The sequence below is a fragment of the Escherichia sp. KTE172 genome (genome assembly GCF_000408845.1).
Taxonomy (GTDB): Bacteria; Pseudomonadota; Gammaproteobacteria; order Enterobacterales; family Enterobacteriaceae; genus Escherichia; species Escherichia coli.
The window spans coordinates 1,267,359-1,291,241 of the sequence record NZ_KE137316.1; the positions used below are offsets into that span (position 1 = coordinate 1,267,359).

Consider the following 23,883-nt stretch of genomic DNA (forward strand, 5'->3'; position numbering starts at 1 on the left):
ACGGGCTCCTGAAAGTCATTGAAAAGTTAGACGACGCTGGCAATTTCTTCTTCAGTTAACGGACGATATTCACCGGGGGCTAAATCAGCATCCAGCGTAATGCCGCCAATACGTTCACGATGCAGCTCAACCACATGGTTACCCACGGCGGCGAACATACGTTTCACCTGATGATAACGCCCTTCGCTGATGGTCAAACGAACCTGCGTTGGGGTAATCACTTCCAGCACCGCCGGCTTAGTGAGATCTTTTTCGTTATGCAGCTGCACGCCTTTAGCAAATTGCTCTGCCGTATCGTCAGCTACGGGTGATTCCAGCGTCACCAGATAGGTCTTCTCACAATGATGGCGCGGAGAAGTAATGCGGTGCGACCACTGACCATCATCTGTCATCAGCACCAGACCGGTGGTATCGATATCCAGACGCCCTGCGGCGTGCAGTTTCCACGCTACCGGTTCATCCAGAAAATAGAGCACCGTTGGGTGATCAGGGTCGTCCGTGGAGCAAACATAGCCCTGAGGCTTATTGAGCATGAAGTAACGTGGACCGTGTTGCTGCGCCAGCGGGTTGCCATCGTAAGCGACATCATGTTCAGGGAGCAGTTTGAACGCTGCATTACGGACGATTTCGCCATCGACGGTGACACGATTGCCGCGGATTTCACGCCCGGCAATAGCACGGCTAACGCCGAGTTGCTGTGCGATAAATTTATCAAGTCGCATGTGTGTGATTTTGCCTGTAAAAAACGGAGGTCGGGTAATGACCCGAAAATCTGAACTGTTGTCTGCCCAGTATAGCGGTCTAATAACTTCCCTCAAGGGAAAAAGATCCGTGGCATACTATTAGCAGAATAATCTACCTACGCGAGACCATGATTTTTACACTCCGCCCATATCAGCAAGAAGCCGTGGATGCCACGCTCAACCATTTTCGTCGTCATAAAACCCCTGCCGTTATCGTGCTGCCCACCGGTGCAGGTAAAAGCCTGGTGATAGCGGAACTGGCGCGGCTGGCGCGTGGTCGCGTGCTGGTGCTGGCACACGTTAAAGAACTGGTGGCGCAAAACCATGCAAAATATCAGGCGCTGGGGCTGGAAGCCGATATTTTTGCCGCCGGGCTAAAGCGCAAAGAGAGCCACGGTAAAGTGGTATTTGGCAGCGTGCAGTCGGTCGCCCGTAATCTTGATGCCTTTCAGGGTGAATTCTCGCTGTTGATTGTCGATGAATGTCACCGTATTGGTGACGATGAAGAGAGCCAGTATCAGCAAATCCTCACTCACCTGACCAAAGTGAATCCCCACTTACGCCTGCTGGGGCTGACTGCCACGCCTTTTCGACTGGGCAAAGGCTGGATTTATCAGTTCCATTATCACGGCATGGTACGCGGGGATGAGAAAGCCCTTTTCCGTGACTGCATTTATGAGCTGCCGCTGCGTTATATGATTAAACACGGCTATCTGACACCGCCAGAACGACTGGATATGCCAGTAGTGCAATACGATTTCAGCCGCTTGCAGGCACAGAGTAACGGTTTGTTCAGTGAAGCCGATCTCAACCGTGAGCTGAAAAAACAGCAACGTATTACCCCGCACATCATCAGCCAGATTATGGAGTTCGCCGAAAAGCGTAAAGGAGTGATGATTTTCGCCGCCACCGTTGAACACGCCAAGGAGATAGTGGGACTGCTGCCTGCCGAAGATGCTGCACTGATTACTGGCGACACACCCGGCGCTGAGCGCGATGTGTTAATTGAAGATTTTAAAGCCCAGCGTTTTCGCTATCTGGTCAACGTCGCGGTACTGACCACCGGATTTGACGCCCCGCACGTCGATCTTATCGCCATTCTGCGCCCTACCGAATCGGTGAGTCTTTACCAACAAATTGTCGGGCGCGGTCTGCGTCTCGCTCCTGGCAAGACTGATTGCTTAATTCTTGATTATGCGGGTAATCCTCACGATCTCTACGCGCCGGAAGTTGGTACACCGAAAGGCAAAAGTGACAACGTCCCGGTACAGGTTTTCTGCCCTGCCTGCGGTTTTGCCAACACCTTTTGGGGGAAAACGACCGCTGACGGGACATTGATTGAACACTTTGGTCGTCGCTGTCAGGGATGGTTTGAAGATGACGACGGTCATCGAGAACAGTGTGACTTCCGTTTCCGTTTTAAAAATTGCCCGCAATGTAACGCAGAAAATGATATTGCCGCCCGCCGCTGCCGCGAATGTGACACGGTACTGGTTGATCCGGACGACATGTTAAAAGCGGCGCTACGACTGAAAGACGCGCTGGTATTACGCTGTAGCGGCATGTCTTTGCAGCATGGGCACGATGAGAAAGGCGAATGGTTGAAAATCACCTATTACGATGAAGACGGCGCGGATGTGAGTGAGCGTTTCCGTCTACAAACGCCCGCCCAGCGTACCGCCTTCGAACAACTTTTTATCCGTCCGCATACGCGCACACCGGGCATCCCTCTGCGCTGGATCACCGCCGCCGATATCCTCGCCCAGCAAGCATTACTGCGACACCCGGATTTTGTCGTCGCCCGCATGAAAGGTCAGTACTGGCAAGTGCGTGAAAAAGTGTTCGATTACGAAGGTCGTTTTCGTCGGGCGCACGAATTACGCGGTTAATGGTAGTTTTGATTGATGTATAAGGCGATTGAGTATAGAATCTCGCCCGCTTTTGCATACGCAAAGCAGATCACTTACCTGTTGCTGGGTCGCCTGTAGCAGGATTAATTTAAGAGAGAAAGAAATGTTTACTATCAACGCAGAAGTACGTAAAGAGCAGGGTAAGGGTGCGAGCCGCCGCCTGCGTGCCGCTAACAAGTTCCCGGCAATCATCTACGGTGGCAAAGAAGCGCCGCTGGCTGTCGAACTGGATCACGACAAAGTCATGAACATGCAAGTTAAAGCTGAATTCTACAGCGAAGTTCTGACCATCGTTGTTGACGGTAAAGAAATCAAAGTTAAAGCTCAGGACGTACAGCGTCACCCGTACAAACCGAAGCTGCTGCACATCGACTTCGTTCGCGCTTAATTGCTGAATAAGTTGTAAAAAACCCCGCTCCGGCGGGGTTTTTTGTCTCTGCAAATTATGCCTGATTACGGTATTGCTATTTTTTGCAGGCCAGATAAGGCGTTCACGCCGCATCTGGCATTCAGAACACAAAACCGATTAATTGCCGCCAGACGTCCGGCGCTGCAATTGATCGCGCAAATTCGGCGGCGTGCCTTTAATGGTTAGGGTATCGGTTGCCGGATCCCAGAAGATGCGTTCACCTAACAGCATCGCATCAAAGTTAATAGTCAAGCCACCGCCGCTACCGGCAAACTTCGTCAACTGACGCAGTGTGCTACGGTCTGCCGGGAAGCTCTCTTCCAGTTCGTAGCCTTTTTCAGCCGCAAACTCCGTGAAGCTCACTTCGCTGACGCCTGCCAGCTCTTTCGACAGCGACTCCAGCTCAATCTCTTCGCCTGCCTGCAGCTGCTCATTACAGTAGCTATAAACCTGCTGGCGCACGTTCTGTCGCTCTGCTTTATCCAGTTGTGCTTCGGCAGTGAAATCATCGACCGCTTGCAACAGCCCACGGTTTTGCGCTTTCGCGTTTAACCCTTCGCTGGCCCCGAGGAAATCCATAAAGAAATCCGCCACTTTGCGCCCTACTCGCCCTTTCAGGAAAGTGAGATAGCGGGTCGACTCTGGATTGGTTTCCCACTCGGTTAAATCGATACGCGCAACAATATCCGCATGATTGATATCAAGATAATGGGTTGGGTTGATGTCGAGATTTTCGTTAACACGCATACTGCTCAGGTTACTCAGAACTGCCACCAGCAGATACTCCACCGCCAGATAGCGATAGTGGCAAAACAGCACGAATCCACCGTCAGCAAAAGGATATTTCGCTAATTCGTCACGCAGGCGACCGGTTGCCGCGCGGCTAAATGCCAGAAAGTCCTCTTCGCCCTGACGCTGTAAGCGCAGCGTCTGCGCCAGTTCACTCTCTTCGCTAAACAAGCCGTAAGCTTTATTTTTGGCGCTATAGACCCGATGCAGTTCTGCCACCATCTCAACGACGGTTTCCGTCGGTTCCAGCAATGAATCGCGCAACACCAGCTCAAGGTTCTGCTCATCACGCTTGATAAGCTGGTGCAGAGCAATCTGGTTGATATCCAGACTCATGATAAACTCTCCTTTAAGACCGGGCGGTATTCAACCACCGCCGGTTAAGCGACGCAATAAAAGATGGCGGTCATTTTACAGAAGGCAGCGTAACGAGAATGATTTAACGCATAAAAAAGCAGAAAAAAAACCGTTGCTACGGTAATATGTTGCCCTTTCATCAACTAACTGATTTCGATTTATGCCACAAATTTCCCGCTACAGTGATGAACAGGTTGAACAATTGCTCGCAGAGCTGCTCAACGTACTGGAAAAACATAAGGCTCCGACCGACCTTTCCCTGATGGTGTTAGGCAACATGGTCACTAACCTTATCAACACCAGCATTGCCCCGGCCCAACGCCAGGCAATTGCCAACTCTTTTGCCCGCGCCTTACAGTCCTCTATCAACGAAGACAAAGCGCACTAAGGGAAACAGATAACAGGTTATGGTAACTCATCGTCAGCGCTACCGTGAAAAAGTCTCCCAGATGGTCAGTTGGGGGCACTGGTTTGCACTGTTCAATATTCTGCTTTCGCTCGTCATTGGCAGCCGTTACCTGTTTATCGCCGACTGGCCGACAACGCTTGCTGGTCGCATTTATTCCTACGTAAGCATTATCGGCCATTTCAGCTTCCTGGTGTTCGCCACCTACTTGCTGATCCTCTTCCCGCTGACCTTTATCGTCGGCTCCCAGAGGCTGATGAGGTTTTTGTCCGTCATTCTGGCAACGGCGGGAATGACGCTATTACTGATCGATAGCGAAGTCTTTACTCGTTTCCATCTCCATCTTAATCCCATCGTCTGGCAACTGGTTATCAACCCAGACGAAAATGAGATGGCGCGCGACTGGCAGCTGATGTTCATCAGCGTGCCGGTTATTTTATTGCTTGAACTGGTGTTTGCGACGTGGAGCTGGCAAAAGCTGCGCAGCCTGACGCGTCGTCGGCGCTTCGCGCGCCCGCTGGCCGCATTCTTATTTATCGCCTTTATCGCCTCGCATGTGGTGTATATCTGGGCCGATGCCAACTTCTATCGCCCGATCACCATGCAGCGCGCTAACCTGCCGCTTTCGTACCCAATGACGGCGCGACGTTTTCTTGAGAAGCATGGTCTGCTGGATGCGCAGGAATATCAACGCCGTCTCATTGAGCAAGGTAATCCAGACGCCGTTTCCGTTCAGTATCCGTTAAGCGAACTGCGCTATCGCGATATGGGCACCGGGCAGAATGTGCTGTTGATTACTGTCGATGGCCTGAACTACTCACGCTTCGAGAAGCAGATGCCTGCGCTGGCAGGTTTTGCTGAGCAAAATATTTCGTTCACGCGCCATATGAGCTCCGGCAACACTACAGACAACGGCATCTTTGGCCTGTTCTATGGCATCTCGCCGAGCTATATGGACGGCATTCTGTCGACTCGTACGCCTGCGGCGTTAATTACTGCGCTTAATCAGCAAGGCTATCAGCTGGGGTTATTCTCGTCGGATGGCTTTACCAGCCCGCTGTATCGCCAGGCATTGTTGTCAGATTTCTCGATGCCGAGCGTACGCACCCAATCCGACGAGCAGACCGCCACGCAGTGGATCAACTGGCTGGGCCGCTACGCACAAGAAGATAACCGCTGGTTCTCGTGGGTTTCTTTCAATGGCACTAACATTGACGACAGCAATCAGCAGGCATTTGCACGGAAATATAGCCGGGCGGCAGGCAATGTCGATGACCAGATCAACCGCGTGCTCAATGCACTACGTGATTCTGGCAAACTGGACAATACGGTGGTGATTATCACTGCCGGTCGGGGTATTCCGCTGAGCGAAGAGGAAGAAACCTTTGACTGGTCCCACGGTCATCTGCAGGTGCCATTAGTGATTCACTGGCCAGGTACGCCGGCGCAGCGTATTAATGCTCTGACTGATCATACCGATCTGATGACGACGCTGATGCAACGCCTGCTACATGTCAGCACACCTGCCAGCGAATATTCGCAAGGTCAGGATTTGTTCAACCCTCAACGCCGTCATTACTGGGTTACCGCCGCGGATAACGATACGCTGGCAATTACCACCCCGAAAAAGACGCTGGTGCTGAACAATAACGGTAAATACCGTACTTACAACTTACGTGGTGAAAGAGTGAAAGATGAAAAACCACAGTTAAGTTTGTTATTGCAAGTACTGACAGACGAGAAGCGTTTTATCGCTAACTGATTAATTATAAATCAGTTAGCAAAATATCTTACTTGCAATCGGTGTGGAAAACGGTAGTATTAGCAGCCACGAGTCGGCACGTAGCGCAGCCTGGTAGCGCACCGTCATGGGGTGTCGGGGGTCGGAGGTTCAAATCCTCTCGTGCCGACCAAAAATCCCAAAAAAAACCAACCTTTACGGTTAATGCCAGTCAGTTAAGCAACTGACTGGCTCTTTTTCGGGGCTGTGGGGTATTTCCAGGGCCTCTCCTTTACCACTCTCGGGAAGGCCCTTTCCCTTCTTGTCGGTAATTTCACAAGTTGTCCCATACTTGCAAGATCGCGCATCAGCTCCGGTATACGTCCCGGTGAAGCGCCCTGCAATGTCATCAGCATTCTCATCACCATTCCGCATGATTCTGAGAAACTCAGTTGATTCGGCCAGTAACCTTTCAGATGTTCCGCCATTTTAATCATCTGATATCTCACCAGATTATAAGCCAGTAAGACACCCCACAGCTCTTGCTCCACAAGCTCCGGCTTTTTACTTCTCAGCGTCAGCCTGCTCCGTTGCATCGTCTGTTTTATCTCCCTGTATCCCAGTTCGATTTCCCAGCGATGACTGTACAGATCCCCCATTTCTCCTCCGGGGAAGCGCATGGCGTCCGTCATCGACGTCAGCAGATGGCAGACTTTTCCTTTGCGCGTCACGGTCAGCAGGCGGGCAGTCACTTCATTTCCCAGTCCCGGCCACTTTTTTCGTGCCTGCGGGCTGGTTTTCAGCTTCACCAGATGATCGCCTTTACCCAGTTTTCTGATCTCTTCATATTGCGCTCCCTTTCTGAGAGGTATCATCCAGTGGCGGTGTTCTCCCGCCAGGCTCCAGGCATTTAACAGTCCCAGTGAGTAATAACCTTTATCCATTAACGTCAGAGTGTTATCGCCGGTTTGTTCTATAAGTTGCTCAGCAAGCTCATTTTCGCTGTTCTTCATCGTGCCGAAGGCTGCAGCCGTCAGCAGATGGCTGGTCAGTTCCATCTGGCAGACCATTTTGACCTGCGGGTAGAGCGCCGGGTTCCCGGCATGTGTCTGGCGGGGGAAGGCTGCATCGTTCTCTGGTGTATCCGGTGTGCGCCAGAACACACCATCGATGGCCAGCAGGGTCAGGCCGCACCAGTGCGGATGCGGCGTGGCGTTATGCCAGAGCTGCGCTGTTTTCGTGAACACGCGGCGGACAGCCTCACTTCCCAGGCGCTGGCGGGCCTGAATAACGGCACTGGGGGCAACGAAGGGGCGATTGCCCGGCAGCATGATGTCCAGGCGATTCACAATCTGGTGAAGAGGTTCTTTACGCTCAAGCGCCATGCCAACAATACACCAGACCATCATTTCGAGGGGAAGACGGCGCTTGCGTAGCGTTACAGTACCTGATTCGGCAAGGCAACGAGAGATGAGTTCGGGGTCGAGGTAATCCCCCAGAGAAGTCAGTGGGTTACGCAGAGAATCGTAACGGGATACCAGATCAAGAGCCTGTCCAATGTGCATAAAAAAATCCGGAAACAAGTGAGCGTTTCCGGATTCTTACACAGCCACTGGATCGGTCAACTGATCCTTAACTGATCGGCATTAACCTTTACGGTTGGTTTTTTTTATATCTGCATTTAATTCGATAAACAGACCGCGACACATCACGGCCTGTTTATTTTCTGTTATCAGAACGTCCAGACCACACCCGCCTGAGTATTCCACGGCGATTCTACCCCTGCGCCATTGCCATAGCTGACTGACAAATGACCGCTTAACGTCGGGGTGAACGATGACCTTATCCCAGCCTGATAAACGCCACGGGTTCCAGCCACATCATTATTAAATTTGCCATCGTCATTAACTTTCACCTGGTTAGAATCGGCGTATTCCTGACGTACGGCGGCTTTCAGCCAGGGTTCCAGCGTCGTACCGTTTTGCAGGTCCATGTGATAGCTTACCGCCGTTCCCGCTTCAGCGCGTAATATGCGGGTATTTCCCACATCCGCGCGCATGCCGTTTGATAACGTGTAGTCCTGACCATCTGTGGTAAAGCCGGTAAAGGCCAGATAAGGTCTAACACTCCACAATCCGTCAACCCAACGGAACCCGCTCTCGACATGAGCACCCGCGCCGTTACTACTGTAATCGCCAAACGCTGTTGCCCCATTACTCATCTTGCCATGGATGGTGTTGGCAAAACGGTCAACTTTCACCACTCCATCAACATAGGCACCGTTCTGATGCTCCCAACCGGCATAAGCCCCCAGGGTGTAGCTATCGACATTGCCTTTGCCGCCGCGATCAAAACCAATATCAGAATGAGAGTAACCAAAGAACAAGCCGCGAATTGTGCTGCTTTCTTCACGGGAGAAACGGCTATCGATACCGAGCGTCAGGCCCGTCAATGTTTGCTCAAAGCCAGCTCCCGCATCAGTGGTCACGTTGTTGCGGGTGTTAATTGCCGAACTCCACATCGCCGTATCGTAACTAACGCCTTTTACGCTACCAAGACGCTCACGCACGGTGTCCAGTTCTGCATCAAATACCAGCGGTTGTGCTGCTGCCATGTTCAGCACATCAGTGGTTGAAGGGGTAATTTGCGCGCGATTCTCTGCGAGGCTCCAGCTATGGTTGCCATTATCCAGCAAGGTATATTCATACGTACCGATATCAACAACGCCTCCGGCATTGCCCAACGTAAATGCAGCATCACCGCCGCCCGTTGTTACCAGTGTAAGGCTATCTCCTGCTGCCGGGCTGGCACCGGTGTCCGTCACGAATATTTTGAAATCACCTGTTGCCTGCCCGGTGACGTTGAGCTGATCGCTCTGATGATTAGCCATATCGGTACGCATATAAAAATTGCCGTTTCCCGATAGGGTATTGGTGGTCAACGTAGTGAAATTTTCCGCACTTGCCGTCACAGATGAACGAGTCACTGGCTCAGCCATCATAATCACATTTGCGCCAGACATCGCAAGGTTGGCTAAGTTGAGGGGAGTGTTTTGGTTCGTCGTAGTGATATCGGCAATGATGGTCCATGCGCTATTTTCGAGTGAAACATCCGCTTTGCTGGTATCCACGGCACCATGCGTTCTTAAAGAAGCGCCCTCAGAAACCACTACCTTACCCACCAACATAGCGGGTGCATAATTTATTTGCGGCTTCATGACCTCAAGAATGCCATCATTCCCTCTGACTGAAACGTTAACCATTGTGCCAGCCCAGACATTAGCGCGGCCATTGTTGATAACCATATTTTCAGAGATGGCTTTAGAGGAATACGTGATACTTCCATTCTGATCTGATCGACCGAGATCATACACCGCATTTGCCTGCACTCTCGTACCAGTATCCTTTCCCAGCGATTGCATAGTGGCATGCTCATCAAGGATAGTGTCAATGGCCTGCGTGTCCTCCATAACAATAAGCCCGGAACCATCATCCAGCTCATAATTTTTTGACACACCATCTTTTATACTAAATTGGCCTTTACTGTTTGTACCACTCACTTCCAGCGCATTCGTTGAGACAATTAATTTTCCGCCTGCTTTTTTATCAACGCCAGTTGCAGTCCCGCCATCCATAACCTCCAGTAAGCCGCCACTATCCACAGTGGTATTATAAGCGAAGTCATTTTCTTCAACTCGCAAACTTCCGCCGTTTTCCAACAGCATATTATTAGCAATACCATCCTTGATATCGAACTGACCGAGACGGTTTGTTCCGAATACCTCCATGGCCCGGGTGGTTGTTTTAATCGCACCGCCTGCTTTCTGATCTACCGCAAATGCTAATCCCCCCTCTTTAACCTCCAGTAATCCTCCCTTTTCGATAGCGGCAAAGACGGTAATCCCATCTTTTTCAATAATTAAGCGCCCGCCTTTAATCGTAGGTTCATTCGCTGCGCCATAAACCTGTAGCACACCATTATTGAGGGTAGTCTGGTTTGCCGCACCACCCATTTGAACAATTTGATAACCATCATTTAATACTGAGTATTCTGCGGTGCCATTCATTTCAATGTACTGATACCCGCCGTTAATTTCAGTATTACTACTTATACCAAATTCTTTAATATGCTGTTCTCCGCCAGGATTGATTTTCGTATTATTGGCGGTCCCATAAACCAGCTGGATATCTTTTTCCAGGACAACACCATCAACTGTCTCACCATACTCAACTGTTGATGCCAATGCTATGGGTGAATATAACGCTGTAGCCACCAGAACAGATATTGCGGAACGACAAAGAGAAACAGAACCAGATTGATGCATTGAGCTTTCATCCTATGAAATTAATTGCTGTTAAAAGCATTGGGTAAAGAAAATACCCATAGCTCCATACCCGGAGTCAGTTTTTAAAAACTGTTTAAAGAAATGCACAAGTATTGTGATTGATTTTTTAGTTGTTTTTCTTGATGAGAAGCTGATGCAAAATTCCGTCTTTATAATGAAAATGATGCCAAAGCGAACGACAAGGTTGTAGTTTTCACTACATGTCCATACATAAAATGGGGTAACATTCACGCGCCTGGTAGCGTTACCAACGCTACGCTCAAACATAATGATTCTAATAAAACCTCAGGAGACTACTATGCCTGAAGCAACGCCTTTTCAGGTGATGATTGTGGATGATCATCCACTTATGCGACGCGGTGTTCGTCAGTTACTGGAGCTTGATCCTGGCTTTGAAGTGGTCGCCGAAGCGGGCGACGGCGCGAGCGCGATCGATCTGGCGAATAGACTGGATATCGACGTGATCTTGCTGGATCTCAATATGAAAGGTATGAGTGGCCTGGATACCCTCAATGCCTTGCGCAGGGATGGCGTTACCGCGCAAATTATTATCCTGACTGTATCAGATGCCTCCAGCGATGTCTTTGCGCTGATAGACGCAGGCGCAGACGGTTATCTGTTGAAAGATAGCGACCCGGAAGTGTTGCTGGAAGCGATTCGTGCCGGAGCGAAAGGCAGCAAAGTCTTTAGCGAACGCGTCAATCAGTACTTACGTGAACGTGAAATGTTTGGCGCGGAAGAAGATCCCTTCAGCGTGCTGACGGAGCGCGAGCTGGATGTTCTGCACGAGCTGGCACAGGGGCTGTCAAATAAACAGATTGCCTCGGTGTTGAATATTTCCGAGCAGACAGTAAAAGTACACATTCGCAATCTGCTGCGTAAACTCAATGTCCGCTCACGCGTGGCGGCCACCATTCTGTTCCTGCAACAACGCGGGGCACAATAAAAATAGCCCGATGGCATCACCATCGGGCCTCTTTTTATTTACTCTCCTGCGGCGACAAATGTTGCATCGCCTGCGCGATACTACGTTCAATCACTGCACGGCGAGTATCGTTGGCAGGTAAGAGTTTCAACATCATCTCCCACGCGGCAACCGCTTCGCCAAATCGCTGCTGCTCAAAGGCATTAAACGCATACATGCTTAACACACGGATATTGCTATGGTCCGTTCTCACCAACTGGCGTAGCAGTTCACCACCGAGGCGGTTGTCGTTGGGATCAGATGAACGTGTCAACGCTTCAGCGTATCCGAGCGCCGCATCACTGTTCTTCGGATCGAGGCGATATGCAGTAGCGTATGCATCGGTGGCAATACTGGCGTTACCCAGCGCCATGCCAACGCGGCCCAACATAATCCAGCCTTCTATATCTCCCGGATTTTTTTGCAGTTGAGTACGCATCCCCAGCGCCAGGCGCGACATCTCTTCTTCGTTGAGCGGATCGGCTTTCGGATCCAGCGCCCTGTCCAGTAACGCCGGAGCCTGTGCCGTGGCCTGCTGCCAGATTTTCACCTGCTGATAATTGCCCGTCTGGTAGTAGCTGACGCCAGCCACAATTAACGCCACCACAATACCCGGCAGATAAACAATATATCCGGCACGCTTACCTTCCGGCACGCTTTGTTCAGGAAACGCGTCCGGCACCACGCGTACCCGACGCCGCGAGCGGGCGTATATGACCCAACCGCCAATGCCAATAGCCACTACCGGAAGCACCCACAGCAGCATGGTCAGCGGCGTTAACGGCGGATCGTAAGTGACGAAGTTGCCGTAACGCGCCACCATATAATCGACAATCTCTTTTTTACTTTTACCTTCCTGCATCAGTTCATACACTTTCTGGCGCAGGTCGGTGGCAATCATCGAGTTGGAATCGGCAATGCTGTTGTTCTGGCATTTCGGGCAGCGTAGTTCTTCAGTGAGTTGCCGGAACTGCTGCTCCTGCGCTTCATCCTTAAACTGCAACACGTCGATGGTCGCCAGCGCTGAGCCGGAGATCATCAGCATCAGCACGCCCAATAAAAACCTCATTGTGCGGCCTCCTTACTGTATTTCTCCCACAGCGGCTTGATCTCTTCTTCCCAGACGCGAGGATTGAGATCGCCCGCATGGCGATAGCGAATGATGCCGTTGCCGTCAATAAGGAACGTTTCTGGCGCGCCATAGACACCGAGATCCAGTCCTAACATGCCGTCGCCATCAAACAGGCTTAGTGCGTAAGGATTGCCCAGCTCTTTCAGCCAGCTGATTGCCTTCTGGCGATCGTCTTTATAGTTCATGCCGACCACGCGGATGCCCTGCGCAGAAAGCTGATTCAGATATTGATGTTCCGCACGGCAGGTCGGACACCAGGTCGCCCAGACGTTAAGCAGCACTGGTTTGCCCTGAGTCAGCACATCCGCCTGATAAAACTGCCCCGGATTGTCCAGTGATTCGAGGCGAAACTTCGGCACCGGCTTGCCAATGAGCGCCGATTCCAGATTGGTCGGATCATCCCCTTCGGCATTACGCGCCAGCTGCCACAGTAGCGCCGCGGCAATCGCCAGGAAGATAATCAACGGAATTAACAATACTTTGCGCTTCATACAGCCTCCGGCGCAGTTTTCTGCGGGTTCACGCGCTTACGATAGCGAGGATCAAACAGGCACAGCAGCCCGCCCAATGCCATCATCAGCCCGCCCGCCCAAATCCAGCGAACAAACGGTTTGTAGTAAAGACGCACGGCCCACGCGCCGTTTTCCAGCTCTTCACCGAGCGCGGCGTACAGGTCACGCGTGATGCCGCCGTCAATCGCCGCTTCGGTCATCATCGACCCGGCAGTGTTGTAATAACGTTTTTCCGCATACAGCACCGTTTCCGGCTTGCCATCGCGCGTTACGCCGATAGTCGCCACACCGCCACGCCAGTTCGGGCCAGTCACCTCTTTGACATCACGGAAGGTGAAGCGATATTCATGAATATCGACACTATCGCCGGACTTCATGCGCACATCACGCTCAACGCTATAGTTCTGGCTAAAGGCAATACCAACAATTGTCACTGCCAGCCCCAGGTGAGCCGCCACCATTCCCCAATAACTGAAGGTGGTTTTCGTGCCACGTGAAATACGCAGCGCAGCTTCCGCAATTGCCAGCACCGCAATCCAGCAGGCCATTGCCAGGCCGAGCACCGTCATCGCCACAACTTTGCTTTCGAACAGCCACGGCAGCAGCAGCGACAGCACCAGCGTTGAGATGAAGGCGATAATCAATAAATTGCGGATTTTACGTGGGCGATCGCGCCCCCAGCGCACCAGAGGACCGACACCAAGCAGCAGCGCAAACGGCACCATCAGCCAGGTAAACATGGTGTTGAAGAACGGTTCGCCAATCGAAATACTGCCCAGTCCCAGTTGCTTGTGCACCAGCGGCAGCAGCGTCCCCAGTAATACCACCAGCATCGCGGCGACCAGCAAAACGTTGTTCGCTAACAGCAGAGATTCCCGCGACCACAGCGCATTGTTTACGCGTGAGCGAACTTTGTGTCCACGCGCGGCAAAAAGCAGCAGCGAACCGCCAATCACCAGCACCATAAAGGCGAGGATAAACATACCGCGTGCCGGATCAGACGCAAACGCGTGTACCGATACCAGTACGCCGGAACGCACCAGGAAAGTCCCCAGCAGACACAACGAGAAGGCACTGATTGCCAGCAGTAATGTCCACGCTTTGAAGCTGGCGCGTTGTTCAGTGACCGCCAGTGAGTGCATCAGCGCAGTCCCCACCAGCCACGGCATAAACGAGGCGTTTTCTACCGGATCCCAGAACCACCAGCCGCCCCAGCCGAGTTCGTAATAGGCCCATGCGGAACCGAGCACGATGCCGAGCGTCAGGAAGATCCACGCTGCCAGTGTCCACGGACGAGTAAAACGCGCATAAGTGCTGTCCAGACGCCCGCTCAACAAAGAAGCAATGGCAAAAGCAAACGCCACCGAGAAGCCGACGTACCCCATATAAAGCAGAGGCGGATGGAAGATCAGCCCCGGATCCTGCAACAGCGGGTTAAGATCGCGACCTTCAATCGGGAAATTCGGCAGCGTGCGTGAAAACGGGTTAGAGGTAAAGAGAATGAACAGCAAAAAGCCGACGCTGACCATCCCCATTATCGCCAGTACGCGGGCCACAATATCCAGCGGAATACGCTGACTAAAAATCGCCACCGCAAAGGTCCAGCCGCTCATCAGCAGCACCCACAGCAGGAGCGAGCCTTCATGTGCGCCCCAGGTAGCCGCCACGCGATACCACACCGGAAGCTGGGTATTGGAGTTGCTGGCAACATAGGTGACGGTAAAGTCGTTGACCACGAAGGCATTGACCAGTACCAGAAATGCGCCAGCCACAGACATAAACAGCAGCCAGGCAAACAAGCGGGAAGACGCCATCATGCGCGCATCTCCGCGCGCTACGCCCCATAGCGGATACACGGACAGCAGCAGCGCAACTCCTAGCGCCAGACACAGCAGTCCGTTACCAATTTCCGGCATCATGATGCTGGGTCCTTATAAACACTCGCCGGGCGACGGTGATTGGCTTCCATCGCTTTCTCAACTTCTGGCGGCGTGTAGTTTTCATCATGTTTCGCCAGCACTTCTTTCGCGAGGATATGATTGCCTTTTTCCAGTTCGCCCTGCACCACAACGCCCTGCCCTTCACGGAACAGATCCGGCAAAATGCCTTCGTAAGAGACATCTACTGAACCTTCAGCGTCGTAAATGGTGAAAGTTACTTTTAGCGAATTGGGATCGCGCTGCACACTACCCGGCATCACCATCCCGCCAACGCGCAGACGCTGACCGACTTCCGGCATTTGCTGAGTTTCACGCTTGCCGTAGAGAATTTCCCCCGGCGTATAAAAGAGATCGATATTCGAGCGCAGCGCATATAGCACCAGACCGATAGTCAGCGCCAGCCCTGCCAACACGGCACAGGCAATCCACAAGCGGTTTTTACGGCGAATATTCATGCAGCCTCCTGCTGTTGCGCAGCACGTAAACGCGCCTCACGCGCCCGCTGTTGCGCCACGCCACGCAGAATTGCGCGATGCTGCATCACCGAGTGCACGACCAAAACCACCAGCGGAATAACGGTCATCACCACCGCCAGCCAGACAAAAAAGGCGTAACCGCCCATTGCGAAAAATTCATTCCAGGAAGCAAATGCAGGGGTCATTTACGGCCTCTTTTCAGTATCAGTTCACTCACCCACGGACGGCGTTTTTCCATCAGCAAAATCAAATTACGCATCCGCATCAGCGTCAGCGTGGCAGACAGCAGCAGGAAGCCAAAAATCGACCAGCGCAGCGGCGAACGCATCGCCGGATCGATACTTTGCTGCATCCGCGTTGATCCCTGATGCAGGGTGTTCCACCACTCCACGGAGTAATGAATAATCGGCAGATTCACCACGCCAATCAGCACCAGAATACCTGCCGCACGGCCCGCCAGACGGCGGTCGTCGAAGGCGTGCCACAGGGCAATCACACCCACATACAAAAACAGCAGCACCAGTTCAGAAGTCAGACGTGCATCCCATACCCACCAGGTGCCCCACATCGGTTTTCCCCATGCAGAGCCGGTAACCAGGGCAATAAAGGTAAACACGGCACCAATGGGGGCCATCGCCGCCACCGCCAGGTTGGCCATTTTCATCTGCCAGACAAGGCCAATAAACGCCGCCACCGCCATTGATGCATAAATGCCCATCGACCAGATCGCCGCAGGCACATGCAGGTAGATAATGCGGTAGCTATTTCCCTGCTGATAATCAGCCGGAGCAAAGCCGAATCCCCAGATCCAGCCGACGGTAAGCACGACCACACTGGCAATTGCCAGCCACGGTATAAACCAGCCACAGATTTGATACAGCCGTGGTGGGATCGCCAGTTGATGCAGTGTTTTCCACATAGTTTCGATACCAGACTCGAACAAAAATCAGTAATCCAGCGTTATTGAATGCTGATTCGTAACGCTGCCGCCGTCGCAAAAGGACTTAATGTCGCGGTGCCTGCCAGCAACGCGCCTAAAATTGCCAGATACCCATCAACGGGCAAATGCATAGAAGCCGCGTCCATCGCGGCGGTGGCAAAGATGAGTAATGGGATAGTCAGCGGTAACACCAGTATGCTGAGCAGCACACCACCGCGCTTAAGTCCCACTGTCAGCGCCACGCCCGGTGCACCGAGAAAGCCAAGCGTAGGAGTTCCCAGCAGCAGCGTCAGCGCCATCACTTGCCAGCCATAAACATCCATTCCCAGTAGCATTGCTACCAGGGGCGAAAGGATAAGTAACGGCAGACCGGTTACCATCCAGTGCGCCATCACCTTCGCCAGCACAACGGCGGGCAAGGGTAACGGCAACAACATCAATTGTTCAAGACTGCCGTCCTGCAAATCGTCACGGAACAGACGCTCCAGTGCCAGCAAGGATGAAAGCAGCGCAGCAACCCAGATAATGCCCGGCGCAATACGCGCCAGCAGTTGCGGCTCCGGACCGATACTGAGCGGAAAAAGGGTAATTACAATCAGGAAGAACCACAGCGGGTTGGCGATTTCGGCGCTATGGCGAAACGCTACGCGCAGCTCAAGACGGAAAATGCGCCAGAACATCATGCGGCCCCCGTTTGCGTCAGTGAAATGCGGCGAATTTTACTTTCAGCAACGTTGAGCGGTTGGTGGGTAGTCAGAATCACAATCCCCCCCTGCTCCGTATGCTGCGCCATACGCTGGGTCAGACGATCGACGCCGTTAACATCAATCGCGGTAAAAGGCTCGTCGAGGATCCATAACGTGGCACGGGTCAGCCACAGACGCGCTAAAGCGACGCGGCGTTGTTGCCCGGCAGAAAGTTGATTTACCGGAATATCTTCGAATCCGGCAAGCCCGGCCTGCGCCAGGGCTTCCAGACATTGTGCGGTATCGCCATCGCGATGATAAAAGTGCAGATTTTCTAACGCCGTCAGCCGGGTTTTGATCCCCGGCTGATGGCCTATCCATAACAGGTTTTGATGGTAGCTGTCGCGTACCTGATGCAAGGGCTGCCCTTGCCAGAGAACCTCGCCTGCGTCAGGGCGAGACAACCCCGTCAGCAAACGGAGAAGCGTTGTCTTCCCCGCGCCGTTGCTACCGGTGATTTGTACCCACTCTCCTGCGTTCAGCGTAAATGACAAGCCACTAAATAAGGTTCGTTCATCCCGCTCGCAAAGTAACTCTCTGGCTTCAAGCATACCCACGCAATAACCCTGTTAAAAACCTGGCTCGACTTCACGCATATCGGGCAGCTTGTGCGCTATCCCTTTATGGCAATCAATACAGGTTTGCCCATCTTTCACCGCCTGGTCATGCATCTTCGCGGCAACCGATTTCTGGGCGGTTGTATCCATATACTCGAAGTTGTGACAGTTACGGCACTCCTGCGAGTTATTGTCCTTCATGCGCCGCCACTCATTCTGTGCCATCGTCAGGCGATGAGCTTCAAATTTCTGCGGCGTGTCAATAACGCCAAAAATTTTACCATACAGCTCTTTACTTGCTTTGAGCTTGCGTATCATCTTCGGCACAAACTCGTGCGGAACGTGACAATCCGGACAGGTCGCACGGACGCCGCTACGGTTGTTGTAGTGCACGGAATCCATGTATTCCTGATACACCGTGTTACGCATTTCGTGGCAGCTAATGCAGAACTCTTCGGTATTGGCTTTTTCCATCCCGGTGTTAAAGCCGCCCCAGAAGACGATGCCACCGACAAAACCGATCAACAGCAGCGTCCCCAGCGCCAGACGGCTGGGGGTACGCCACCATTTCCACAGGCGCTTAATCAGACCAGGCTTACGGTCAGAATTTCCCATAATAACCTCTTATTTCCCGTAACCTTTTGACGGGGTAAAGGTATTCCCCACGATTGGCGCGGTATCAGCCTGCGGCACGTGACATTGCAGACAGAAGTAACGACGTGGAGCCACTTCCGCGCCCACTTTGCCGTCGCTGTCCATAAAGTGAGTAGGACTGATGCGCGGCGCGCCAGTGGTGCGATAGCTTTCGACACCGTGGCACTGCAAGCAGCGGTTGGTATTGGTCGTTACCTGATAACCTTCAACGCTATGCGGGATCATTGGCGGCTGATTCACATAGTTCAGCGGCATCCGATCCTGCTCTTTTGGCATCCGAATGGCCCCTTCCTGCGTCCCGGATACTTCCGGCGACTGGCTAAAATCGACGCCATTAGCCGCCCAAACCGCGCCGCTCACCACCAGGGCCAGCATCGCCGTCCATTGACACAGCGCTTTCTTCAGGTCATGGCTTTTCATGATTTCGCTCCCGAACTCCATCGTGTAGTTATTGTAAATACATCCTCAGAACAGACATCCACGCAGCGACCGCACGTCATGCAATCGCGGCTGGTGACCTGCACCGGGCTTTGTTCATCCAGCACCGGGGCACGTAGCACATGCGGTTCCGGGCAAACATGAAAACAATCCATACAGCGGTTACATTTCTGCCGATCGGTGGCCGCAACGGTAATGACACCTTTGCTACCCAGCACGCCATACAGCGCGCCAACCGGACAAATGTGCCCGCACCAGCCGTGTTCAACGACCAGTAGATCAAATAAAAACAGCGCGAGAATAAGCAGCGCGCCGCTGCCGAATCCCATTACCAGACTGCGCCCCATCAGGGAAACGGGGTTGATCCATTCCCAGATGAGTGTGCCGGTTAAGGCCGATCCCAGCAGAATGACCACCAACAGCACGTAGCGAATGTGGCGAGGGATCGTCGCAGACTGATTGAGGTCAAAGCGCCTGCGTAACCAGTTCGCTAAGTCGGTAATCGGGTTCAGCGGGCAGACCCAGCTGCAAAATAATCGCTTTCCTGCCAGGGCGTAGAGCACGGTGATAATTACCGCACCGGTCAACGCCACCGTGGCAGGCAGATGACCGCTGGCAAGACTTTGCAGCGTCATCAGCGGATCGGTCAGCGGAACGGTGTCGAATAACAGGCTACTGCTGTAGTTGCCGTGCAAGATCCACACACCAAACCACGGACCGCTCAAAAACATCCCCAGCACGAAGAACTGACAAAGGCGACGTAACACCAGCCAACGGTGGCTGCGCCACCAGCCTTTTTTCTCCAGCGCCTCGCGCCCGGCGTCACGTTTACGATTTGCCATTGTTCCCCTCCAGCCAGCCGAAGCGGTAATGGTGACCTAACTCCCCTTTCGCCAGTGACAGCGGTAACACCTTGATTGCCGGTTGTTCCAGCACGCACACTTTTTCGCACTTACCGCAGCCGGTACAGGCGTCGCTGTGAACCGTCGGCAGAAAGCGGGCGTGCTTACCGGTACGCGTGTTGCGCTCCAGCTCCAGGGTGATTGCCTCATCAATTTTCGGGCATTCGCGATAACAAACATCGCAGCGCAGCCCCTGAAAGTTGAGACAGTTTTCCTGGTCCACCAGTACCGCCAGCCCCATCCGCGCGTCGTCGATCGATTCGATCTCACGATCCAGCGCACCGCTCGGGCACACTTTGGCGCACGGAATGTCCTCACACATTTCGCAAGGAATATCCCGTGCGACAAAATATGGCGTGCCCGCCGACAGGCCAGAAGCCAGCGTCGCCAGTTTTAAGGTGTCGTAAGGGCAAGCCTGAACACACTGACCGCAACGCACACAGGCACTGGCAAAGGCGTTCTCGTTTATGGCTCCGGGCGGGCGCAACCGCACGCCAGATGCGCGTGCGGTTTGCTGTTGTAACCCCAGCGCCACACCCACGGCAGCCAGCCCGCCAGCTGTGCGAACGACATCGCGCAGAAAGCGGCGGCGACCATTTTGAGGTTTCGCTGACCGGGACATAATGGCTTACACCTTCTCCAGTTTGACCGCGCACTTCTTGAAGTCCGTCTCTTTCGAGAGCGGATCGGTCGCATCCAGCGTCAGTTTGTTAACCAGCTGTGCGGCGTCGAAGAACGGCATGTACACCAGGCCCTGCGGCGGACGGTTACGACCGCGCGTTTCGACAATCGAGATCACTTCGCCACGGCGAGAAACCACTTTCACTTTGTCGCCACGGCGCAGATCGCGCGCTTTCGCATCCAACGGGTGAATAAACAGGACCGCTTCCGGGAAGGCACGGTGCAGTTCCGGTACACGGCGAGTCATACTGCCGGTATGCCAGTGCTCCAGGACGCGTCCGGTAGAGAGCCACAGGTCGTACTCTTCATCCGGTGCCTCCGCCGCCGGTTCGAACGGCAGCGCGAAGATCACCGCTTTGCCATCCGGTTTACCGTAGAACTTGTAGCCTTCGCCCGCTTTCACGTATGGGTCGTTACCTTCGCTGTAACGCCACTGCGTTTCTTTACCGTTCACTACCGGCCAGCGCAGACCGCGTGCTTTGTGGTAATCATCGAACGGTGCCAGATCGTGACCGTGACCGCGACCAAACCATGCGTACTCTTCGAACAGCCCTTTTTGCAGATAGAAGCCCAGCTCGCGGGATTCATCGTTCAGCTGATCTTCCGCCAGTTCGGATACCGGGAATTTGCTCACTTCCGGGGTGGCATACAGAACTTCGTACAGCGTTTTGCCACGCAGTTCCGGTTTCTTCGCCAGCAGCTCTTCCGGCCATACTTCTTCAGTTTTGAAGCGGCGGGAGAACTGGACTAACTGCCAGAGATCCGATTTCGCTTCGCCCGGTGCCTGTACCTGCTGACGCCAGAACTGAGTACGGCGTTCGGCGTTACCGTAAGCGCCCTCTTTCTCTACCCACATTGCGGTCGGCAGAATCAAGTCCGCTGCCAGCGCACTGACTGTCGGATACGGATCGGAGACGATGATGAAGTTGCGCGGATCGCGCCAGCCCGGCATACGCTCTTCATTGATGTTCGGCCCGGCCTGCATGTTGTTGGTACACATGGTCCAGTAAACATTCAGCTTGCCGTCTTTCAGCGCACGGTCTTGTGCTACCGCATGCAGACCGATTTTCGCCGGAATGGTGCCGCTCGGGATATTCCACTTCTTCTCGCAGATATCACGATGTTTCTCGTTAGTTACCACCATGTCCGCAGGCAGACGGTGAGCAAAGGTGCCCACTTCACGCGCAGTACCACACGCGGAAGGCTGCCCGGTCAGGGAGAACGGACCGCAACCCGGCTGGGAAATTTTGCCGGTCAGCAGGTGCAGGTTGTAGACCAGGTTGTTGGCCCACACGCCACGAGTATGCTGGTTGAAGCCCATCGTCCAGTAGGAGATGACTTTCTTGTTCGGATCGGCATACAGCTGCGCCAGTTGTTCCAGCTGATCTTTTGGTACGCCAGTCATTTCGGCGGTTTTTTCCAGCGTATACTCGGCAACGAAGGCTTTGTAATCTTCAAAGCTCATCGGTTCGGAGGCGTCAGAACCCGGATTCTTCGCTGCTTTTTCCAGCGGATGGGTCGGACGTAAACCGTAGCCGATGTCCGTCGCCCCTTTGCGCAGGTTAACGTGTTTGCTAAAGAAGTCCTGATTTATCGCATTGTTTTGAATGATATAGTTGGCGATGTAGTTCAGGATCACCAGGTCTGATTGCGGCGTAAAGATGATGCCGTTATCCGCCAGCTCGAAGCTACGATGCTGGTAGGTAGAAAGCACCGCCACGGTGACGTTCTGGTTGGAGAGACGACGGTTAGTGATGCGCGACCAGAGGATCGGGTGCATTTCCGCCATGTTCGCGCCCCACAGCACAAACGCATCAGCCTGCTCGATGTCGTCATAGCAGCCCATCGGCTCATCCATACCAAAGGTACGCATAAAGCCAACTACTGCCGACGCCATACAGTGACGCGCGTTCGGGTCGATGTTGTTCGAACGGAAGCCCGCTTTGAACAGCTTGGACGCGGCATAACCTTCCCAGATAGTCCACTGACCAGAACCGAACATACCGATCGATTCCGGCCCTTTTTCTTTCAGGGCGGTTTTGAATTTCTCTTCCATCACATCGAAGGCCTGATCCCAGGTGATTGGGGTAAATTCGCCTTCTTTGTCATATTTACCGTTTTTCATACGCAGAAGCGGCTGCGTCAAACGGTCTTTACCGTACATGATTTTGGGCAGGAAATAGCCCTTAATGCAGTTCAGACCACGGTTAACCGGTGCGTCCGGGTCGCCCTGACAGGCCACCACACGCCCCTGCTGCGTTCCGACCAGAACGCCGCAACCAGTACCGCAGAAACGGCACGGCGCTTTATCCCATTTAATGGCTTCCTGCTGACCAACAACGGCGCGGGCAACGCCCGGCACGCTGAGACCGGCAGCCGCCGCAGCGGCCGCAACGGCGTTAGCTTTCATAAAGCTACGACGACTGAGTTTCATGGTGTTTCCTCACCTTGCTCTTCCTGCTGGTGATAAACCAGCGACACCGCCAGCACGCCCTCTACGTTGCGTACTGACTCAATGGTTTGAATCAGCGTTTCGCTGTCTTCTGCTTCCACCACCACAATCAACTGACCGCTCGGCGCGTCGCTGACAGCAACTTCACAGCCGGGAAAGGCGTTCAGTTGGGTGCTGATGTCTGAAATTCGTTCGCTTTTGGCCTGCACGACCAGGCTGCAAACTTGCCAGTTAGTGTGCATGGAGATACTCCGCAGTTATGGCTGATACCGGACAGCTGGCTGCACATGCTCCACATCCGTTGCAAAGTTGGCTATTAAGTTGCGGCTGGTAGATCCCGGAGAGCGTCGGGCGAAAGATAATTGCCATTGGCTCACAGCTATCCTGACAGCGGCGGCATTCAACTGTTTGATACGCCAGGCACGCCTCCCCGATGGTGAACAGCAAATCCCAGGCCCTGGTGTGGCGCGGAGAAAATAGCGATTCGGGGCAAGCCTGCGCGCAGGCGTAACAGAAGCTGCACTCGTTATTTTTGAAATTAACGCTCGGATAGCCACCCGCGCCGCGTTGCAGAATGTTGTTTTCACAAGCATTAATACAGGCGTCGCAGCGAGTGCAATGGGTCAGAAAATGAGATTCATCACCGGACCAGGGCGGACGGATACCGTTACTGGCTTTGCGCCAGCGACCAGTGAGTATGCCCCGACGGGATGCATCAATCTTCACATTGACCTTCCATCATTAACGCGCTCTGAAAATTGAGAGCGACCAAATAAACCGCATAATTAATAAGCCATTTTTATAGCCGCT

24 protein-coding genes and 1 tRNA gene are annotated in these 23,883 nt (G+C 53.2%); 6 read left to right on the forward strand and 19 right to left on the reverse strand.

The genetic code is table 11. The features are described from left to right. Positions 1-26: 26 nt before the first annotated feature. Positions 27-722, reverse strand: a complete 696-nt coding sequence (gene rsuA, locus G434_RS17500) for a 16S rRNA pseudouridine(516) synthase RsuA (RefSeq protein WP_001234850.1) — start codon at positions 720-722, stop codon at positions 27-29. A gap of 149 nt (positions 723-871) precedes the next feature. Between rsuA and G434_RS17495 the strand changes: the two genes are divergently transcribed. After that, complete coding sequence (locus tag G434_RS17495; RefSeq protein ID WP_000578079.1) at positions 872-2,632, forward strand: DNA repair helicase RadD; 1,761 nt, start codon at positions 872-874, stop codon at positions 2,630-2,632. Between the two features lie 124 nt (positions 2,633-2,756). Beyond that, entirely contained in the window at positions 2,757-3,041 is a 285-nt protein-coding gene (rplY, locus tag G434_RS17490; RefSeq protein WP_000494186.1) for a 50S ribosomal protein L25, read from the forward strand. Between the two features lie 138 nt (positions 3,042-3,179). On the opposite strand, the gene yejK is transcribed toward rplY, so the two are convergent. Beyond that, on the reverse strand, positions 3,180-4,187 hold the full coding sequence (gene yejK, locus G434_RS17485) for a nucleoid-associated protein YejK (protein WP_000050789.1): 1,008 nt from the start codon (positions 4,185-4,187) through the stop codon (positions 3,180-3,182). Positions 4,188-4,368: 181 nt separating this feature from the next. On the opposite strand from yejK, the gene G434_RS17480 reads away from it, so the two are divergent. From G434_RS17480 to G434_RS17470, 3 genes are all read left to right on the forward strand, one after another. Further along, positions 4,369-4,596 (forward strand): YejL family protein, encoded by a 228-nt coding sequence (locus G434_RS17480; RefSeq protein ID WP_001135667.1) that lies wholly within the window; start codon positions 4,369-4,371, stop codon positions 4,594-4,596. A 19-nt stretch (positions 4,597-4,615) separates the two neighbouring features. Then, positions 4,616-6,376, forward strand: coding sequence for an LPS biosynthesis-modulating metalloenzyme YejM (gene yejM / locus G434_RS17475; protein ID WP_000256203.1), 1,761 nt, complete (start codon positions 4,616-4,618; stop codon positions 6,374-6,376). A gap of 74 nt (positions 6,377-6,450) precedes the next feature. Then, positions 6,451-6,527: transfer RNA gene (locus tag G434_RS17470), tRNA-Pro, on the forward strand. A gap of 43 nt (positions 6,528-6,570) precedes the next feature. Here G434_RS17470 and G434_RS17465 read toward each other — a convergent pair. Both G434_RS17465 and yejO read right to left on the reverse strand, forming a co-directional pair. Then, positions 6,571-7,917, reverse strand: a complete 1,347-nt coding sequence (locus G434_RS17465; RefSeq protein WP_000483767.1) for an IS4-like element IS4 family transposase — start codon at positions 7,915-7,917, stop codon at positions 6,571-6,573. Between the two features lie 149 nt (positions 7,918-8,066). Then, positions 8,067-10,658, reverse strand: coding sequence for an autotransporter YejO (gene yejO, locus G434_RS17460; protein WP_000554217.1), 2,592 nt, complete (start codon positions 10,656-10,658; stop codon positions 8,067-8,069). Between the two features lie 319 nt (positions 10,659-10,977). Here yejO and narP point away from each other — a divergent pair, with 319 nt between their 5' ends. Beyond that, positions 10,978-11,625: a nitrate/nitrite response regulator protein NarP gene (narP, locus tag G434_RS17455; RefSeq protein ID WP_001113637.1), complete on the forward strand. Its 648-nt coding sequence runs from the start codon at positions 10,978-10,980 to the stop codon at positions 11,623-11,625. A 34-nt stretch (positions 11,626-11,659) separates the two neighbouring features. On the opposite strand, the gene ccmH is transcribed toward narP, so the two are convergent. The 15 genes from ccmH to napF are packed head-to-tail and all read right to left on the reverse strand — an operon-like array spanning position 11,660 to position 23,799. Beyond that, positions 11,660-12,712, reverse strand: coding sequence for a cytochrome c-type biogenesis thiol:disulfide oxidoreductase CcmH (gene ccmH / locus G434_RS17450; protein WP_001211549.1), 1,053 nt, complete (start codon positions 12,710-12,712; stop codon positions 11,660-11,662). After that, positions 12,709-13,266, reverse strand: coding sequence for a thiol:disulfide interchange protein DsbE (dsbE, locus tag G434_RS17445; RefSeq protein WP_000824439.1), 558 nt, complete (start codon positions 13,264-13,266; stop codon positions 12,709-12,711). Before dsbE ends, ccmH begins: the two co-directional genes overlap by 4 nt. Beyond that, positions 13,263-15,206, reverse strand: coding sequence for a cytochrome c-type biogenesis heme lyase CcmF (gene ccmF, locus G434_RS17440; protein ID WP_000982470.1), 1,944 nt, complete (start codon positions 15,204-15,206; stop codon positions 13,263-13,265). The genes dsbE and ccmF overlap by 4 nt, the downstream gene beginning before the upstream one ends. After that, on the reverse strand, positions 15,203-15,682 hold the full coding sequence (gene ccmE / locus G434_RS17435) for a cytochrome c maturation protein CcmE (RefSeq protein WP_001026418.1): 480 nt from the start codon (positions 15,680-15,682) through the stop codon (positions 15,203-15,205). Before ccmE ends, ccmF begins: the two co-directional genes overlap by 4 nt. Then, on the reverse strand, positions 15,679-15,888 hold the full coding sequence (gene ccmD, locus G434_RS17430; RefSeq protein ID WP_000186540.1) for a heme exporter protein CcmD: 210 nt from the start codon (positions 15,886-15,888) through the stop codon (positions 15,679-15,681). The genes ccmE and ccmD overlap by 4 nt, the downstream gene beginning before the upstream one ends. After that, the gene (gene ccmC, locus G434_RS17425; RefSeq protein ID WP_001295447.1) at positions 15,885-16,622 is read right to left on the reverse strand and encodes a heme exporter protein CcmC; all 738 of its coding nucleotides are present in this window, start codon (positions 16,620-16,622) and stop codon (positions 15,885-15,887) included. The genes ccmD and ccmC overlap by 4 nt, the downstream gene beginning before the upstream one ends. Positions 16,623-16,663: 41 nt before the next feature. Continuing rightward, positions 16,664-17,326 carry a heme exporter protein CcmB gene (gene ccmB / locus G434_RS17420; RefSeq protein WP_000971730.1) on the reverse strand — a complete coding sequence of 221 codons (663 nt, stop codon included), beginning with the start codon at positions 17,324-17,326 and terminating at the stop codon, positions 16,664-16,666. Further along, positions 17,323-17,946 (reverse strand): cytochrome c biogenesis heme-transporting ATPase CcmA, encoded by a 624-nt coding sequence (ccmA, locus tag G434_RS17415; RefSeq protein ID WP_000525586.1) that lies wholly within the window; start codon positions 17,944-17,946, stop codon positions 17,323-17,325. Before ccmA ends, ccmB begins: the two co-directional genes overlap by 4 nt. 12 nt (positions 17,947-17,958) lie before the next feature. Beyond that, positions 17,959-18,561, reverse strand: coding sequence for a cytochrome c-type protein NapC (napC, locus tag G434_RS17410; protein WP_000528376.1), 603 nt, complete (start codon positions 18,559-18,561; stop codon positions 17,959-17,961). A gap of 9 nt (positions 18,562-18,570) precedes the next feature. Next, on the reverse strand, positions 18,571-19,020 hold the full coding sequence (gene napB / locus G434_RS17405; protein WP_000835174.1) for a nitrate reductase cytochrome c-type subunit: 450 nt from the start codon (positions 19,018-19,020) through the stop codon (positions 18,571-18,573). After that, positions 19,017-19,880 (reverse strand): quinol dehydrogenase ferredoxin subunit NapH, encoded by an 864-nt coding sequence (gene napH / locus G434_RS17400; RefSeq protein ID WP_000013506.1) that lies wholly within the window; start codon positions 19,878-19,880, stop codon positions 19,017-19,019. The genes napB and napH overlap by 4 nt, the downstream gene beginning before the upstream one ends. Continuing rightward, positions 19,867-20,562: a ferredoxin-type protein NapG gene (napG, locus tag G434_RS17395; RefSeq protein ID WP_000091291.1), complete on the reverse strand. Its 696-nt coding sequence runs from the start codon at positions 20,560-20,562 to the stop codon at positions 19,867-19,869. The genes napH and napG overlap by 14 nt, the downstream gene beginning before the upstream one ends. Positions 20,563-20,568: 6 nt before the next feature. Continuing rightward, positions 20,569-23,055, reverse strand: a complete 2,487-nt coding sequence (gene napA / locus G434_RS17390) for a periplasmic nitrate reductase subunit alpha (RefSeq protein ID WP_000778067.1) — start codon at positions 23,053-23,055, stop codon at positions 20,569-20,571. Next, positions 23,052-23,315 (reverse strand): chaperone NapD, encoded by a 264-nt coding sequence (gene napD / locus G434_RS17385; protein ID WP_000557378.1) that lies wholly within the window; start codon positions 23,313-23,315, stop codon positions 23,052-23,054. Before napD ends, napA begins: the two co-directional genes overlap by 4 nt. Further along, a complete protein-coding gene (napF, locus tag G434_RS17380; protein ID WP_000686721.1) occupies positions 23,305-23,799 on the reverse strand; it encodes a ferredoxin-type protein NapF in 495 nt (164 codons plus the stop codon). The genes napD and napF overlap by 11 nt, the downstream gene beginning before the upstream one ends. Positions 23,800-23,883: the final 84 nt, after the last annotated feature.

Bases quoted from the DNA above. Each gene is read 5' to 3' on its own strand.
- rsuA (WP_001234850.1), bottom strand. From the start codon at position 722: ATGCGACTTGATAAATTTATCGCACAGCAACTCGGCGTTAGCCGTGCT.
- G434_RS17495 (WP_000578079.1), top strand. From the start codon at position 872: ATGATTTTTACACTCCGCCCATATCAGCAAGAAGCCGTGGATGCCACG.
- rplY (WP_000494186.1), top strand. From the start codon at position 2,757: ATGTTTACTATCAACGCAGAAGTACGTAAAGAGCAGGGTAAGGGTGCG.
- yejK (WP_000050789.1), bottom strand. From the start codon at position 4,187: ATGAGTCTGGATATCAACCAGATTGCTCTGCACCAGCTTATCAAGCGT.
- G434_RS17480 (WP_001135667.1), top strand. From the start codon at position 4,369: ATGCCACAAATTTCCCGCTACAGTGATGAACAGGTTGAACAATTGCTC.
- yejM (WP_000256203.1), top strand. From the start codon at position 4,616: ATGGTAACTCATCGTCAGCGCTACCGTGAAAAAGTCTCCCAGATGGTC.
- yejO (WP_000554217.1), bottom strand. From the start codon at position 10,658: ATGCATCAATCTGGTTCTGTTTCTCTTTGTCGTTCCGCAATATCTGTT.
- narP (WP_001113637.1), top strand. From the start codon at position 10,978: ATGCCTGAAGCAACGCCTTTTCAGGTGATGATTGTGGATGATCATCCA.
- ccmH (WP_001211549.1), bottom strand. From the start codon at position 12,712: ATGAGGTTTTTATTGGGCGTGCTGATGCTGATGATCTCCGGCTCAGCG.
- dsbE (WP_000824439.1), bottom strand. From the start codon at position 13,266: ATGAAGCGCAAAGTATTGTTAATTCCGTTGATTATCTTCCTGGCGATT.
- ccmF (WP_000982470.1), bottom strand. From the start codon at position 15,206: ATGATGCCGGAAATTGGTAACGGACTGCTGTGTCTGGCGCTAGGAGTT.
- ccmE (WP_001026418.1), bottom strand. From the start codon at position 15,682: ATGAATATTCGCCGTAAAAACCGCTTGTGGATTGCCTGTGCCGTGTTG.
- ccmD (WP_000186540.1), bottom strand. From the start codon at position 15,888: ATGACCCCTGCATTTGCTTCCTGGAATGAATTTTTCGCAATGGGCGGT.
- ccmC (WP_001295447.1), bottom strand. From the start codon at position 16,622: ATGTGGAAAACACTGCATCAACTGGCGATCCCACCACGGCTGTATCAA.
- ccmB (WP_000971730.1), bottom strand. From the start codon at position 17,326: ATGATGTTCTGGCGCATTTTCCGTCTTGAGCTGCGCGTAGCGTTTCGC.
- napC (WP_000528376.1), bottom strand. From the start codon at position 18,561: ATGGGAAATTCTGACCGTAAGCCTGGTCTGATTAAGCGCCTGTGGAAA.
- napB (WP_000835174.1), bottom strand. From the start codon at position 19,020: ATGAAAAGCCATGACCTGAAGAAAGCGCTGTGTCAATGGACGGCGATG.
- napH (WP_000013506.1), bottom strand. From the start codon at position 19,880: ATGGCAAATCGTAAACGTGACGCCGGGCGCGAGGCGCTGGAGAAAAAA.
- napG (WP_000091291.1), bottom strand. From the start codon at position 20,562: ATGTCCCGGTCAGCGAAACCTCAAAATGGTCGCCGCCGCTTTCTGCGC.
- napA (WP_000778067.1), bottom strand. From the start codon at position 23,055: ATGAAACTCAGTCGTCGTAGCTTTATGAAAGCTAACGCCGTTGCGGCC.
- napD (WP_000557378.1), bottom strand. From the start codon at position 23,315: ATGCACACTAACTGGCAAGTTTGCAGCCTGGTCGTGCAGGCCAAAAGC.